This window comes from Luteococcus sp., from assembly GCF_043424415.1.
Classification (GTDB): domain Bacteria; phylum Actinomycetota; class Actinomycetes; order Propionibacteriales; family Propionibacteriaceae; genus Luteococcus.
In genome coordinates, this window is the sequence record NZ_JBHWOO010000105.1 from 1 (window position 1) to 13,763 (window position 13,763).

11 protein-coding genes and 1 pseudogene are annotated in these 13,763 nt (G+C 69.8%); 1 reads left to right on the top strand and 11 read right to left on the bottom strand.

All coding sequences use genetic code 11. The annotated features are described in order from the left end of the window. Positions 1–2 precede the first annotated feature (2 nt). The 10 genes and pseudogenes from ACHFFZ_RS06460 to ACHFFZ_RS06505 form a co-directional block, all read right to left on the bottom strand. Positions 3–1,850, bottom strand: coding sequence for an alpha/beta hydrolase family protein (locus ACHFFZ_RS06460; protein WP_394275838.1), 1,848 nt, complete (start codon positions 1,848–1,850; stop codon positions 3–5). Between the two features lie 9 nt (positions 1,851–1,859). Then, positions 1,860–3,809 carry an ABC transporter ATP-binding protein gene (locus ACHFFZ_RS06465; RefSeq protein ID WP_394275839.1) on the bottom strand — a complete coding sequence of 650 codons (1,950 nt, stop codon included), beginning with the start codon at positions 3,807–3,809 and terminating at the stop codon, positions 1,860–1,862. A 210-nt stretch (positions 3,810–4,019) separates the two neighbouring features. Then, positions 4,020–4,142 carry a hypothetical protein gene (locus tag ACHFFZ_RS06470; protein ID WP_256762901.1) on the bottom strand — a complete coding sequence of 41 codons (123 nt, stop codon included), beginning with the start codon at positions 4,140–4,142 and terminating at the stop codon, positions 4,020–4,022. Positions 4,143–4,247: 105 nt separating this feature from the next. Beyond that, positions 4,248–4,373 carry a hypothetical protein gene (locus tag ACHFFZ_RS06475; protein WP_281273127.1) on the bottom strand — a complete coding sequence of 42 codons (126 nt, stop codon included), beginning with the start codon at positions 4,371–4,373 and terminating at the stop codon, positions 4,248–4,250. A 48-nt stretch (positions 4,374–4,421) separates the two neighbouring features. After that, complete coding sequence (locus ACHFFZ_RS06480) at positions 4,422–4,547, bottom strand: hypothetical protein (protein ID WP_256762905.1); 126 nt, start codon at positions 4,545–4,547, stop codon at positions 4,422–4,424. 61 nt (positions 4,548–4,608) lie between these two features. Continuing rightward, positions 4,609–4,734: a hypothetical protein gene (locus ACHFFZ_RS06485; protein ID WP_256762907.1), complete on the bottom strand. Its 126-nt coding sequence runs from the start codon at positions 4,732–4,734 to the stop codon at positions 4,609–4,611. A gap of 34 nt (positions 4,735–4,768) precedes the next feature. Next, positions 4,769–7,333 (bottom strand): annotated as a pseudogene (gene lanKC, locus ACHFFZ_RS06490) (class III lanthionine synthetase LanKC); the annotation flags it as partial. A 601-nt stretch (positions 7,334–7,934) separates the two neighbouring features. Further along, positions 7,935–9,344 (bottom strand): FtsX-like permease family protein, encoded by a 1,410-nt coding sequence (locus tag ACHFFZ_RS06495; RefSeq protein ID WP_123575799.1) that lies wholly within the window; start codon positions 9,342–9,344, stop codon positions 7,935–7,937. Then, positions 9,344–10,123 (bottom strand): ABC transporter ATP-binding protein, encoded by a 780-nt coding sequence (locus ACHFFZ_RS06500; RefSeq protein WP_394275840.1) that lies wholly within the window; start codon positions 10,121–10,123, stop codon positions 9,344–9,346. The genes ACHFFZ_RS06495 and ACHFFZ_RS06500 overlap by 1 nt, the downstream gene beginning before the upstream one ends. A 149-nt stretch (positions 10,124–10,272) precedes the next feature. Beyond that, positions 10,273–10,953 (bottom strand): response regulator, encoded by a 681-nt coding sequence (locus ACHFFZ_RS06505; RefSeq protein WP_394275841.1) that lies wholly within the window; start codon positions 10,951–10,953, stop codon positions 10,273–10,275. 481 nt (positions 10,954–11,434) lie between these two features. Here ACHFFZ_RS06505 and ACHFFZ_RS06510 point away from each other — a divergent pair, with 481 nt between their 5' ends. Next, entirely contained in the window at positions 11,435–13,135 is a 1,701-nt protein-coding gene (locus ACHFFZ_RS06510) for a sensor histidine kinase (protein ID WP_394275842.1), read from the top strand. A 132-nt stretch (positions 13,136–13,267) separates the two neighbouring features. Here ACHFFZ_RS06510 and ACHFFZ_RS06515 read toward each other — a convergent pair. Next, a partial coding sequence (locus tag ACHFFZ_RS06515) for a toprim domain-containing protein (protein ID WP_394275843.1) occupies positions 13,268–13,763 on the bottom strand: 496 nt, incomplete at its 5' end.

Sequence of the window (13,763 nt, forward strand, 5' to 3'; positions counted from 1 at the left end):
GACTAGCGCAGCGCCCAGGCGACACCCCTGCGCGGGTCGACGCGCACGTCACGGCCGCAGACGATGACCAACGCCCGGGGCGCCGGGGCCGGGGCGGGTGCCATCCGCGCCAGCAGCCCGGGGCCCGACAGGCGTGACAGCACACGTCGCACCTCGGGATCCTCCGGGTCGCCCCACTCGTTGCGGTCGGCCTGTGCGGTGGCGGCCCCGGCGGCCTGCAGCTCCCCCAGCGGGTCGACATAGCCGTTGACCACGATCACCGCGTCGACGGCGTCGGGGCAGCGCGCAGCCACCACCGAGGCCTGCAGGCCACCCGCACTGGCACCCAACACGACGAGCGGGTCGGCCTGGATGCCACCATCGGCGCTCCGCAACCAACGCACGACGGCCTCCGCGTCGGCGAGGCTGTTCTCGCGCAGGGAGCCGATGGCCTGGCGGTGCCGCTCGCCTGCCCCACCGCGGACCTGGGCCGCTGCGACTGCCCAGCCCCGATCGAGCCACTCCAACAGCTGGGGGTCACTGTCCAGGTCGAGGTCGAGCCCGTAGGCCCCGTAGAGCATCAGCGCCACCGGCCCGCGGAAGGTGGAGTCCTCGCCGTACCAGCGGGCGTCGACGCGCACCCGGAAGCCATCGCGGGAGGTGGTCTCGCCCCAGCCGCGCTGCAGCGGGACATCGCTCCCGGCGGCATCCCCGCCCAGCGGGGCCCCGTCCGGGGAGTGGAACCAGGTGATGCCGCGGGCACCCACCCGCTCCACGAGACTGAAGCCCACCCGGGAGAGCGTGGTGTTGGACTGCAGGCGCAGCAGTCCGGGTGAGCGACGGACCTCCGAGACCTCGCCACTGGGCAGCGCGACGCCCAGCACGAGATCCTCGGCGCCACCGTCTGCGAGCTTCGTCCGGACCCCGACCAGCGCCTGCTCCACACCTGCTGCCAGGGCGAAGGGGGTACCGTGGCCTTCGGCGAGTCGCTCGAGATGGGCGCCAGTGAAGCTGCGGGGCAATGGCTCGAGAGGGCTGGTGTACAGCTCCCAACCCTGCTCGCCGGCCACCACCACGAACAGCGTGTCGCGCTCTTCGAGGCTGCCGACCTGCACCAGGGCGGCACTCTGGCGCTCCAGCTCGATGGGCACCACGGCCGGGCTCTCGGCGTCGACGTCGAGCAGGCCGGTGTGCCTGGAGCGCCGCGGCCCCCATTCCACCGTCACCCAGCGGCGCCGTGCGGTCGGGGCGAGCGAGATCTCCGCGGCGTCACCGGTGGTGACGACCTCCGGCTCCGTCTCGCCCGACAGCAGCGCCACCACCGCCTGGGTGCGGCCGGCCCGCTCCGGATCCGGCTGCAGGAAGACGATGCGGTTGCCCTCGGCACCAGCCACCAGGGCATCCGGGTAGAGGCCGGCCACCACGCCTTGGCGGCTCGGCTCCGGTTCATCCCTGCGGTAGCCGACGGCGACGTAGGCCTCACGGTGGTGCAACCGGAAGACGTTGAGCCAGTGGTCAGCGCCCTCGTCGAGGTCGATGCGGTACAGACTCAGGTTGTTGAGGTCGAGCTCGGCCTCCTGCAGCAGGAAGGTCTCGCCCAACAGGCTGCCGGGGTCACGGGGGTCGGCGATCCAACCCGCCTCCAGCCGACCATCCGGCGAGGCCCCGAGCCGGAGCCAGCCGTCGCGCATCGGGACGATGTCGAAGCCCTCGTCGGCCACTGCCTGGCCGGTCGCCATCTCGTTGACGTCGGTGCCGAGCTGCTCCAGCGCGGTCAGCAGCTGGGAGCGGTCGGCGGCCTCCAGGGCCTCGGGTGTCAGCTCTACCGGGGCGATGTCCAGATCGAGCGTGAGCGCGTGGTGCGTCGCCACGGTGGCCTCCTAGACCTTCACCAGGGAGCGGAAGAGCTCGGAGCGGCCGCGCAGCTCCTCGGGGCTGCCCGCGTCCATCAGCCGGCCGTTCTCGAGGACGAGCACCGCATCGGCGTGGTCCATGCCGAAGTGTCCGTGGCCGGAGGCGAAGGTGGTGACCCCACCCATCGTCTGCTTGATCAGGTCCATCACCTGCTGGCGGTTGAGCGCGTCGAGCCCGGAGGTGATCTCGTCGAGCAGCAGCATCCGGGGGTTGCCCAGCAGCGCCCTGGCGATCGCCAGGCGTTGGCGCTCCCCACCGGAGAAGGCGTAGGCCGATTCACCCACCGCGGCGTCGAGCCCGTTCGAGCGGCTGCCGACGGTGGCTGCAAGGCCCACCTGCTCCAGCAGCTCCCAGCACCGTTCGTCGCTGGCGCGGCGGCCGAGGAGCAGGTTGTCGCGCACGGTGCCGCTGAACAGCGGACAGGACTGGTCGATGTAGCCCACTTGGGAGCGGTAGGTGTCGTCGTCGTGCTCGTCGAGCGGGACGCCGTCCACCAGCACCCGGCCACTGCTGGGCTGAACGAACTTCTCCAGCACCGCCAGCATCGTGCTCTTGCCCGAGCCGGAGGGGCCGGTGAGCGCGATCCACTGCCCGGGCTCGGCGTGGAAGCTCACATGGTCGAGCGCGAACTCGCGGGAGGTGTCTCCGCGATAGCGCACGCACACCTCGTCGAAGACGACGTTCCCGCGCAGCAGTGGCGGCAGTGCCCCGGTGGACATCAGGGCCTCGGCAGCCTCGGCGACGGTGGGCTCCACCAGCAGAACCGACGAGGTGGGCTGTGCCACACCCGTGGGCCGGTGGTCCACGCGGGCGGCGTCGGTGAATGCGGCCAGGGTGCCGGCATCACTGCCATCGGCGATGCCGCTGCGACGGTCGATGACCTCGCGCAGCTCCACGATGCGGTTGAGGGCGCCGTTCGCCTCCGCCATCATCGCCGCGGTGTCTGCCCCGCCGGCCAATGGCCCGACGATCAGCATGGTGTACATCAGGAACTCCACCAACGAGCCGACCGCGAGCTGCGACTGGTGCACCCGCACCACCGCGACGCCGACCACCAGCAGCAGCGTGGCCTGCATGGTCAGCGCGGCGACCGGCCCCATGAAGGAGCGGGCTCGGTCGTTGGCGTTGGCGGCCGACTGGAGCTCGCCGCTGCTGCGGGAGAGCCGGTCGAGGGCGAAGGCGTCGGCCACGAAGGCCCGCAGCACCAGCACCGAGTCGAGCGACCGGGTGCATTCGGCGACGAACTCGCCCTGCGCCTCCTGACGTGCCTGCGAGGTGCCACTGAGCATGCTGCCCAGCACGACGATCACGCCGAGCGCCAGCAGGCACAGGACCAGGGCGGTGGCGGTGAGCACCGGGTCGATCATGGTCATCCGGACCAGCGCGCCGACGACGAGCAGCAGCCCGCCCACGAACTGGACGGGCCCGTGGGTGAACACCTCGACGAGGTGCTCCGAGTCGATGCCGCAGCGGGCGACGAGGTCTGCGGTGGGGTGGTCGACGAGCTTGTGGGCCGGGATGCGCAGGGCGCGGGCCGAGGCCTCGTCGCGCACCGATCGCACCAGCCGGTTGCCCGCCTGCGCCGCGACGAGGTTGCCGGCCGCGGTGAGCACCGAGGACATCAGCGCGACGCCGACGAGCATGGCGCCCGGCACGAGGAGCTGTCGGAAGCCGCCGGAACCCAGCAGCGAGACGGCGCGCCCGGCCAGCACCGGCTGGGCCAGGGAGACGAGCGAGGCCGCCATCGTGAGCGCCAGGATCGACGCGACGGCGGGAGGGTTGCTGCGCAGCAGGGCCCACAGCCGCGCCACCGGGTGGTGCGGGGGCTCGTCGAGCAGTTGGGCGATGCGGTTGGGCCGTGCCGGAGCGGGCACGGCCGGCACGGGGGCACATCCTGCCAATGCGATGGCGGTCATGGTCGTCTCCTTGACGGCTGGGGATGGATGGGTGGTTGCCGGCGTCCGGCTCTCACACCGGGGTGCGGATTCGTTGCCGTGGGTCAGGCGTGGGGCGGACGCGGGTGCTTGCACCGGGCGGCCGGGGGACGCACAATCAGAGGAGAAGCGGGTTTGCTGCTGCCCATTGCCCGGGCAACAGCAAGCCCGCTCCTGTCGTCCGGGGTGCTGTCACCAGCCCAGACAGGTGATGCTGCGGTTGCTCTGATGGCACAGGAAGTAGCTGATGTAGGAGGCCTTCTCGGCCGGCGGGGTGTCGACGTCGGCAGCTTGGTGGGCCAAGATCTCGTTCACGGATTCACCTCCCCCGCACTCGACGGGAGCTGACGGAGCGGTCCCCGCGGGGGCCGTTGCTGCACATTGCCCGTGCAGCACCGACCCCCACGGGTCCGGTTGGGCTCACTTCACCACGCAGAGCGTGATGCTCTGGAAGCTGTTACGGCACAGTGCGACGCTCCAGTTGGAGCGCTTGTCGTCGGACGGGGCCTCGACCTCGTCGACCTGGTGCTTCAGGACGTTGTTCATGGAATTCACCTCCTCGTCGTGGCTCGTGTCCTCCTGGCCGATCAGCGATCAGCAGAAGATGTGGCTGCGGTTGCTCTGACCGACGCCGCCGCAGAGCAGCCAGCTGTCGTTGGAGCGCTTCTCGTCGGCGGGGGTCTCGACCTCCGTCGCCTGCATTCCCAGAATGTTCGTCATCGTGTTCACCTCCTCGGGGGACTGTCGGGTGGGCCGAGCGGCCCGGTCGGGTCGTTGGACGTCACTTCTTGATGCAGAGCACCACGGAGACGTACGAGTTGCGGCACCAGCGGACACTCACCATCGAGGCCTTCTCCTGCTCGGGGGTCTCGACCTCCGAGGCCTGCATTGCCAGGACGTTGGTCATGTCGTTCACCTCCTTCCCTTCGTTCGTTCGGACATCACGCGAACGCCGGTTCCGGCGTCGCGGGCTCTGTGGTGGTGCGTCCTGCGTCCGCGGCGCGGGGCAGCCGTTCGGCGCTCGCGCGGGAGACCGGCAGGACGAGGTAGGGCTGGTCGGCACGGTGGGCGTGGAGCGCCAGGGCTACGCCGGCGGCACCGGTGGCCAGGTCGGAACTGACCCGCAACATCCCCTCACCGATCACGAAGGCCTTCTCGTCGAGCTCGAACAGGCTGGCGCGCACCAGTCCGACCTGCCGCTCCACTTCTGCCCGGTGCCCCGGGCCGGCGGCCAGCAGCGAGACCATCGTCCCCGCGCGGCCGTGGTGGAGGGTCGGGTAGACGAAGATGTCGGAGGAGCAGGTCTCGGCCAAGCCGCTTCGCTGCGCCTCGTCGAGGACCGGTTCTCCGGTGAGGCGCTCGACCAGCTCGGCGACCATCCAGACTCCGGCCGATCCCCAGTCGAGGTAGGGCATCACGCGCCCGTTGACCGTGTCGGGAACCATGACCTGACCGTTCGCCATGGCGACGCAGGTGGACACATCGCCCATGACGTCCTCGCGGGCCCAGTCCAGGTAGCGATCCTCACCGGTGGCCAGGTGCGCCACGACGTCGACCAGGGCAAGGCCCGTGGTGCCGTGGTGCAGGCCTCGTCGCAGCCCGAGGGAGCGCTGGGCGGAGGCACTGGTGGCAGCGGTCCGGTGGATCCGCTCCAGACAGCCGAGGGCATCGGCGAGGAGCTTCTCGTCACCGGCCGCGCCTGCCACCTCGATGGCAGCCAGCACGGCCCCCGACTGGCCCTCCGCCAGTTCGAGCCGACGGAGCCCTTGGGCGGTCTCGAGGGCCTGTGCCGCAGCTCTGGCACCTGCTTCCGGACGGCCGAGTTCCGACAGGGCCAGTGCCAGACCAGCCTGACCGTGCATCAGGTTCGGCTCAGCGCCCGCCGGCCAGGTGCCGGCGACCGTGGTCACGGCCTCGAGAGCCGCCTGGTCCATCGGGTGTCCGGTGCGCTGCTGGGCCAGCAGAACACCGGCCCGGCCATGCGCGAGGCCGTGCACCGCGACCGGATCCTCCGGGTGAGGATCGCCCGGGTAGGAACCGTCGGTACTGAAGTCGCGAGACCAGTCGACGCCGGCCATCAGGGCCTCGACGAGGTCCGACAGCTGCGGACCGCCCGGCTGGTGGTGCAGCTGTACGTCGCTCGCGAGCACCGAACGGGTGCCGGCCGGGTAGCGGGCCTCGACCTCGGCGAGCAGGGCGTCGACCTCAGGGCCGTAGGCCTCGGCCACCATGTGTCGGCAGCTCGTCCAGAAGTCCGGTGAGACGGCCTCCGCTTCCCAGTCGGAGTAGAAGCACAGCATCAGGGCCCTCGCGATGGCGAACCAGTCGGCAGCCCGGGCATCGACACTGGTCTCGGCGCAGTACTCGAAGACCCGGAAGCCGATCTCCCGCGGCTGGTCCAGACGCTGAGCATCCTCCAGGTCGACGACGGTGACGGCGAGGTCGGGGCCCACCAGGACGTTGCCGGCGTGCACGTCGCCGAGAGCCCAGCCACGGTCATGGATCGACTGCACGATGTCGACCAGTTGCTGTCCGATGCGGGCCACCTGACGCGCGTACTGCTCGGGCTGCTCCTGCTGGAGCCCGATGCCGGCCACCACCCAGGAGGTGAGCGTGGTGCCCTCGACGTAGTCGAGCTCCAGGTAACTGTGCTCCCAGGCGGTGAACTGTCCCCGCAGGCGCTGCACGCCCGGCAGTCCGGCGAGCTGTTCGAGCACGTGCTGCTCGGTGCGCTGGCGGGTCAGGGCGCAGCGGCCACGGCCGTCGAGGCCGGCGTGGGGCCTCGCCTCGCGCAGCACCCGCTGTTGCCCGTCGGGCAGGGTGGCCCGGTAGACGCCGCCGGCGTTGCTGAAGTGCAGCGGTGTGATGGCGGTGAACTCGTCCAGGCGCGAGGCCACCTTGCCCTCTGCGGCCTCCATGGCCGTGCGGACCACCTCGGGCACCTGGACGCCGTCCGGCACGTGGAAGCGGGGCTGGCGCTGGTCAGGCTCGAGCCCGCAGAGGTCCACGCGGGTGATGCTCGCGACGCGCTCGTCCTCGGCACCCGGGACGTCCAGGGCCAGGAAGGCGCCGTAGCGAACGAAGACCGGTGCCCGGCCGATGCGCAGGTCGGAGAGGATGTACGGCCCCTGGCGCCCGTCGAGGGTGACGGTGAGGCGTGCCAGCAAGTCGGTCAGGTCGGCGTCGTCGACCGGGTAGATCGTGATGAACTTGCCCGAGCTGCCCCGGTGGGCCTGCTTGCTGCTGGAGTCGATGAGCACGGCCAGCGTGGGGAGGAACTTGAACGCAGTTCCGGGCTCCACGCAGATGGCGGTGACATCGGCCAGCGTCGCGGCGGCCTCCTCCGGGGTGGTGGAGATGTGGATCTTCCAGCCCTGGAGCCGCGGCTCCCAGTCGCGGGGGGTCCAGCTCTCCCAGCCGCCGAAGCGGTGGAGGAGCCACCCGGCCGGCAGCTCGTTGGTCTGCACCGGGGCGTCACCGCCGGCGACGAAGACCTCGTTGGGCTGGGCGGCGTAGTACGGAGAATTTTTTTGCCGTCATCATGTAGTGCTGGGCCTGGAAGGGCATTTCTCCTCCTTTCCGAAAAGTTGAGCCGTGTCATTTCTTGGAGAGATCGGTGGGACTGATTCTTTTCTTTCCCCGTTCTTTCCGACACCTGAAGTCAATCGCACCCGAAACACCGCTTCCAGTGGAATTGGCCGGCACTGCCCGTAGGCCATCAAGCCCTGCCCGAAGGTTTGTCGGACCTGCCCTCCGAACACCCGGAAGTGGGCAGCAGCACGGCCGATGAGCCAGTCAGTATCTGGTTCCCGGCCGCAGCTGCCGCTCCTGTCCGTGCCATACCCCCGTCCAGACCGGTGGGCAAGGGCTCGTGCGCCTTCCTAATGGGCGAGCACTCACAGGGACGCGACCTGCGCGAGGGGAGGGAATTCCCGAAGACATCGCCCCCCAGAACAGTGGCGAACCGATTCGCCTCCAAGGCATCGCAAAGGGTCCGGGAACATCTGGACGATGTTCCCGGACCCTTGGTCAGCAGATTTCCGCGCCAGCCGCAGTGCGACGACAAGGCAGTCGCCACGGTGAAAGAGGATTCAGCGACGCATGGCATCAGTCGGCGATCAGCCGGGCCACGACCTGGGGCTCACTGCGTCGCAGCGCGCCCAGGGTGGGCAGCACCGTGCCGACGATGTCGACCAGCAGGCAGACCCCGATCGCGGCCACTGCGACGAACCAGTTGTGCGGGAATGCGGTGACCATTCCGGCTGCATGGAGCCCGGCGGCAAGGAACCCCATGCTGGCGACCACCATCGTCAGACCCATCAGCGAGCCGGTGACGGTGATGATGACCGCTTCCAGCAGGGGCAGCAAGACCCGCTGGCTCGGTGTCGCTCCAACGACGCCCACCAGCGCCAGTTCCGCGTCACGCTGCCGCGACATCATGACCAGTGAACCCACGGCACCGCACAGTGCGATGAACAGGGGAAGACCCAGCCACATGAAGCTGGTGGCCATGCCGATGGCGGAAAGCTGGATGTCGAAGCCGTTCGCCGTGAGGCTGGACTGGAGGATGTCGCCAGAGGCCAGGCCACCGATCAGCAGGCCCACGGTCAGCATGACGGGCACGACGGTCTTCGAGAGCCTGGCCCCGCGCACGCTGCAGTTCCTGCGCGCCAAGTACCAGACGGCGTTCTTCGACGGGACCAGGGCCGTCCAGGCGTGGGTGAGCGGGCCCACGAGGATGGGGGCCAGTGCAGCGAGCAGGACGCCCACGAGAAGAAGCATGGCAGAGCTCAACTGGAAGAAGTTGCTCACGGTCTCCTTGCCGCTCATCCGGGCGATGGAACCGATGGCCCCCCACTCACCGGTGAGGACGAGCACGCACAGCGCGACCAGCAGCCACCGCCCCACGCCCATACGGCGCTCCCCGTCGGCCTGCGACTGGCGCAGCGCCTCGACCGGGTCGATGCGGCTGGCGCGGCGGGCCTGGCGGAGCCCGCCCACCAGAGCGGCGAGGATGGCCAACCCACCAGCGGCGAGGATCACCAAGGGGTCCGGATCGAACTTCGGGATCGGCAACCAGACCTGGTCGCTGCGCTCGTAGGCCATGAAGCGCAGCGTCGCCGGGAGGGCTGCCACGGCGAGCGCGGCGCCCACGAGGCACGAGAACACGCTCACCAGCGCGAGCTGGGAACCGACGCTGACCACCACCTGTGCGGGGGTGGCCCCCGCCAGGGCCAGCCGAGCGAGCGCCCCTCGGCGGGAATCCACCACCAAGGAGGTCGATGCGTCGATCACCATCATCCCGACCACAAGGCCGAAGACGAGGTTCATCGCGGGGTTCCAGATGTAGGCCGCCGAGTTGATGATCGGCAGCTTCTCGTCGATGACGCAACGGATGCCCGCCTTGAGCGCCAGCGACGACAGGATCAGCACGAAGTTGGCACCGATGAAACCGATGCTGACGCCGAGCCAGGCCGTCCAGCTGGAGCGGATCTCCGCCCAGTGCACCTTGCACATCAGCGCTCACCCCGACGGGACGTGATCCCGGCCAGCGCGCGGGCCACCTGCTCGGTGGAGGTGGGACGCAGCTCGTCGACCAGCAGGCCGTCGCGCATGAACAGGATCCTGTCGCAGCTGGCGGCCACCGTCGGGTCGTGGGTGACGACCACGACGCAGGCGTCGTCGCGGTGGGCGAGCCGGCCGAGGTGGCCCAGCACGAGCTCGCTGCTGCGGGAGTCGAGGGCGCCGGTGGGCTCGTCGGCGAAGATGGTGCTCGGCTGCTGGGCCAGCACCCGGGCCAGAGCGACGCGCTGCTGCTCGCCACCGGACATCGACGGGGGCCGGGCATCGCGACGGTGGGCGAGCCCCACGCTCTCGAGCACGCCCTCGACCACCGCCACGTCGGCCTTCTCGTGCCGCAGCAGGTGAGGCAGGCAGACGTTCTCGAAGGCGGTCAGCGTCGGCACCAGGTTGTAGGCCTGGAAGACGAATCCCACCTCGCCGCGCCGCATGCGGGCCAGGTCGGCACGCGAGCACTCGGCCAGGTTGCGGCCGTTGACGACCACCTCACCGGCGTCCGGACGCTCCAGCCCGGCGAGGCAGTAGAGGAGGGTGGACTTGCCGGAGCCGGAGGCGCCCATGACGGCCACCATTTCTCCGGGACGTGCTTCGAGGGACACCCCGTGCAGCACCGGCACCTGAGTACCGCCGGTGGTGAAGGTCTTCGTGATGTCTCGGGCAGCCACCGCGGGCTGGCCGGTCAGGGTGGGAGCAGGCTGCTCCAGCGTCGCGGTCATCGGGTCTCCTTCGCCGGCGCGCCGGGAACCGGTGTCCCCGACCAGCGGGCCGGTCATGACCCAGCACAGACGACCGGGTCACCGCGGCGCCACCACGGGCGACGCATCATGACCGAAAGTTTGGATCTCGTGCCGCTTGGTTGCCCGCGTCAGGCATCGAGGGGGACGCTTTCGAGGTCGACCAGGCCCAGCTGCAGCGCCTTGACCAGGATGCTGGTACGCGAGCGGACCCCCAGCTTGCGGCCGATGGCGAGCAGCGTCTGCTTGACCGAGCTGTCGGAGACGTACATGGCGGCCCCGATCTCCTGGTTGCTCATGCCGCGCGCCAGCAGTCCCAAGACCTCCAGCTCGCGGGACTTCAACTGAACGGCGGCCTCCTTCGGTGCCGGGCGGGCAGCGTGACGATCGACCATGGCCGCCACCATGTCCTTGCGCACCGAGGGCGACAGGGGCATGTCACCGGCCATCGCCTGATGTAGGCCGGAGACCAGGCCGGGACCACCGACGTCCTTGAGGAGGTAACCGGCAGCCCCCGCGGAGAGCGCCGCCAGCACCTGGTCGAGCGGGTCGAAGGAGGTCATGATCACGATGCAGGCACCCGGGTGCTGGGCGATGATCTCGCGGGTCGCCGCCACCCCGTCCATCACCGGCATCTGCAGGTCCATCAGCAGCACGTCCGGCTGGTGGCGGTCGAAGAGGTCGACGCCCTCGCTGCCGTCACGGCCCTCGGCGCAGACCTCGAACTCTTCCTGGGCGGCGAAGAAGCGGCGATAGGTGGACCTCACCAGGACGTCGTCGTCGACGATGAGCAGCGAGTGGGGTGCCTTCACTCTGTAGACGGTAACAGTCGTTCGGAATCATCGAAATACCCGAAAGTGAACCTTGATTGACCAAACGCTGGGTTACCCAGCGCTTCGAGGGCAGAAATGATGGCAGTGGCCGCAGGCCTTCCACCCCTACCCACAGGAGTCCCCGTCAGGAAGCACCTCGTCGTCTCCCTCGCCACCGTCGCCACCCTCGCCCTGTCGATGGGCGTCTCGACCCCCGCCCACGCCGCCCTGCCACCAATCCCGGTCACGCGGCGACCAGCCAGTTGCTCGACAGCGAGACCACGACGTCGAGCGCCTCGGCATCCATCTGGCGCCCCTGCACGCTGATCAAGCGTTGCCGCTGATCCCACCCCCGCACGCTGGACCGGTCCGGCGACCCCCGCCTGATAGCTTCGCGATGAAGGCACCCCGGAGGGCAGAGATGACGCAGGCGGCCAATGGCTACCGAACGGCAGTGACCCGTACGCTCCGACCCATCGTGATGGCGTCGGTCCTCGCCGACGAACTGAGCCATGAGCTCTACCTCTCCATGGACCATTCCTCGTCGAGCCTGTCAGCCTTCGAGCTGGCGCAGGCCTGGACGATGTTGCTGCTCATTGCCGCCGTCATGTGGCAGCGCCGCCGCATGGTCATGGTGACCGGGGCGATCTCCCTCGTCCTGGCACTTACCCGCGGCACCGCCAACGGACTGGAGATCGTCCTGATCCCCGCCGCCTCACTGGTGGCCCAGCTCACCATGTCCTGGCGGGGCCGCGCTCTGGTGCATGCCGCCCTGCAGCTGGTGACGCTGGGCTGTGTGGTCCATGCGTCAGGGGGGCGGAACCTGGAGATGTGGGTCGTCTTCACCCTCATCCAGCTGGGCTCCACCCTTCTGGCCTGGACCGGCGACTGGATCCTCACCCGGCGCGAACGACTGCTCAACGAGGCCGCGGCCTACCGCGAGGAGTCGAGTGCGCTGAGGTCGCGGGAGATGTCGCGCCTGGCCGACGAGATGGAGCAGACGATCACCGGGGGGCTGACCCGCATCCGGGCCATCTCCTCCAGCCGGCCCACGGACGCCGAGCTGGCGGCAGCCCTGGACGAGGTGGCCGCCGAGAACCGCGCAGTGGTCTCCGACCTCCGCACCCTGGTGCACGGTCTTCGCACCTCCGCGCAACGCGAGAGTCCTACCGCACCCACGGGACACCCCTGCGCGACCCGGTGGTTTCGTTCGGCTGCGGTGGTCCTCCTGCTCGGCGTGTTCGTCACGCTGGTGGCCATGCCCGCCTCCATCGGGCAGCTGGCGGTGTGCTGGCCGTTGACGGTGGTCCTGGTGATGGTGCTGTGGCCTCGGTTGGCACCAGCACTCGTCCTGCTGGTCGGCACCAGTACCGCCCGGGTTGTGGTGCGCGACCATGTCGCCGTCGCGGAGCTCGTGGCGCTGTTCGACGACTGCCTGGTCGCCGGCCTAGTCACCTTCGGTCTCCGGGAGCTAGTGCTGGGCCGTCGACGGGCGGCCGAGAGCCTCGTCGAGGCCCACCGGACACGCATGGAGGACGCAGCCGGCGACCGCGCCGCGGTGGCGCGTGAGGTGCACGACGTGGTGGGCCACCAGTTGTCCGTCACGTCCATGCAGTTGATGGAGGCCTCCCTCAGCGATGATCCGCGGACTCGCCGTGAGACCTTGGAGGGGATCCGACAGGTGGCCGACGCGGCGGAACGCGACCTCGCCGTCCTGCTCGCCTCGTTGCGGGAGCACGACGCGTCCGCGAGCCCCGGTGGGCCGCTGGTGAGGCCGAGCACGGCCGTGGACCAAAACGTCGCCGCGCTCCTGCGCGCCGGCCACGAGGTCGACATGGAGACGACCCCTGGGATCGACCACCTGCCGGACCCCGTCCAACGCACCATCACCCGCATCCTGCAGGAGGCCACCACCAACATCCTGCGCCATGCCGAGCCTGGCTCCACCTGCCGTGTGGAGGTGCGCACTGACGACCTCGGCAGCACACAGCTCCTCGTCTCCAACCAGCCCCGGGTGCACCCACTGGCCCATCCACACTCCCACGGATGGGGCCTGCGCGGCATCAACGAACGGATGGAACTGCTCGGGGCCGAATTCCACGCCGGCCTGCGTCACGGACGCTGGGTCGTCGACGCACACTTCCCACCCCCGCACCGCGAGGGGGAGGCGACAGCTGCCTGAGCCCCGGCACCGTACCCGGCGGCCGTCGACCGTGGGGTTCGCGGCCGGTCACCGCGGCGAGGCGTCAACCCCTGGGCGTGACGAGGCCCCCGGGCATGGTGCCCGGGGCCTCGTCGGTGCTGCGGTGCTCGCTCAGATGTCGAGGAAGCGGACGTCCTTGGCATTGCGCTGGATGAAGGCGCGGCGCTGCTCGACGTCCTCGCCCATCAGGATCGCGAAGTTCTGGTCGGCCAGGGCGGCGTCGGCCAGGGTCACCTGCAGCAGCACGCGTCCGTCGGGATCCATCGTGGTGTCCCACAGGTCCTGGGCGTCCATCTCGCCCAGGCCCTTGTAGCGCTGGATCGGGTTCACATTGGGCAGCTTCTTGCCCGCCGCGATCCCGGCGTCGCGCAGCGTGTCGCGCTCCTCGTCGTTGTAGGCCAGCTCGTGGGGAGCATTGGTCCAGCGCAGGCGGAAGAGCGGAGGCTGTGCCAGGTAGACGTGGCCACCCTCGATCAGCTTCGGCATGAAGCGGAAGAGCAGGGTCAGCAGCAGGGTGCGGATGTGGGCGCCGTCGACGTCGGCATCGGCCATCAGGACGAGCTTGTGGTAGCGCAGCTTGTCCAGGTCGAAGTCCTCGTGCACGCCG